The organism is Variovorax sp. 05L425 (genome assembly GCF_056397705.1).
Genome location: NZ_JBFTNY010000066.1, coordinates 1 through 1,380 on the forward strand (window position 1 = coordinate 1; position 1,380 = coordinate 1,380).

The 1,380-nt window shown below is 67.5% G+C and carries 1 protein-coding gene; it reads left to right on the forward strand.

The features are described from left to right. The coding region (locus AC1DN9_RS29975) for an efflux RND transporter permease subunit (RefSeq protein ID WP_478106005.1) at nucleotides 1–1,380 on the forward strand (1,380 nt) is incomplete at both ends.

Genomic DNA, 1,380 nt, shown 5'->3' on the forward strand with positions numbered 1-1,380 from the left:
TTTCTCACGCAGGGGGTCGACCGCGCCTGGGTCAAGTCGCTGTGGACACCCGCCACGCGCTGGACCGAGGTCACGGAGGAGGGCTTCCAGGGCGGCCCCGTCATGCCCGACAACTTCGACGGCAAGGCCGCCAGCGTCGAGAAGCTGCGCACGAACGTCGCGCGCGCGGGACTGGTCGGCAGCCTCGTGGCGAACGACTTCAAGTCCAGCGCCATCGTCGCGCCGCTGCTCGACAACGGCAAGGACGGGCGCCTGGACTACTGGCGCCTCTCGCGCGAGATCGAAACCCAGATCCGCGACAAGTACGAGAAGGGCGTCGCCCCCGACGGCAAGCCCTGGGGCGTGAAGGTGCATGTGATCGGCTTCGCCAAGATCATCGGCGACCTGCTCGACGGGCTGCTGCAGGTGATGATGTACTTCGGCGTCGCCACGGTGATAGCGGCCCTGCTGCTGTACGGCTACACGCGCTGCGTGCGCAGCACGGCGATGGTGCTGGCGTGCTCGCTGGTCGCGGTGCTGTGGCAGGTCGGGCTCGTCAAGCTGGTCGGTCTGGAACTGGACCCTTACTCGATGCTGGTGCCTTTCCTGGTCTTCGCGATCGGCGTGAGCCACGGCGCGCAGAAGATGAACGGCATCATGCAGGACATCGGCCGCGGCACGCACCGGCTGGTGGCTGCGCGCTACACCTTCCGGCGCCTCTTCCTGGCGGGCGTCACGGCGCTCATGGCCGATGCGGTCGGTTTCGCGGTGCTGATGCTGATCCCGATCCCGGTGATCCGCGAACTCGCACTGACCGCCAGCATCGGCGTCGCGGTGCTGATCTTCACCAACCTGCTGCTGCTGCCGGTGCTGCTGTCCTATGTCGGTGTGAGCCCGGCCGCGGCCGAGCGCAGTCTGAAGGTGGAGCTGGATCAGGCCGCGGGGCGGGGAGGGCGCCTCTGGGGCTTGCTCGACAACTTCGCTGCGAAGCGCAGTTGGGCGCTCGCAGCGGTGCTGGGCTCGCTGGCGCTCGCCGTCGGGGGTTTTGCGGTGAGCCTGAAGCTGCAGGTCGGCGATCTCGATCCGGGCGCGCCGGAGTTGCGGCCCGACTCGCGCTACAACCGAGACAACGCCTTCGTCACGAAGAACTATTCGCTCTCCAGCGATCTCTTCGCGGTGATCGTGAAGACACCCAAGGAAGGGTGCCTCAAGTACGACACCCTGGCACACGTCGACCGCCTCGCCTGGGAGTTGCAGCAGCTCCCGGAAGTGCGCGCGACGCTCGGCCTGCAGGACGTGGTGCGCCAGATCACCGCCGGCTCCTTCGAAGGCAACCCCAAGTGGCTGACCATCAGCCGCAACCAGGACGTGCTGAACTACGGCGCGCAGCAGGCGACGGTG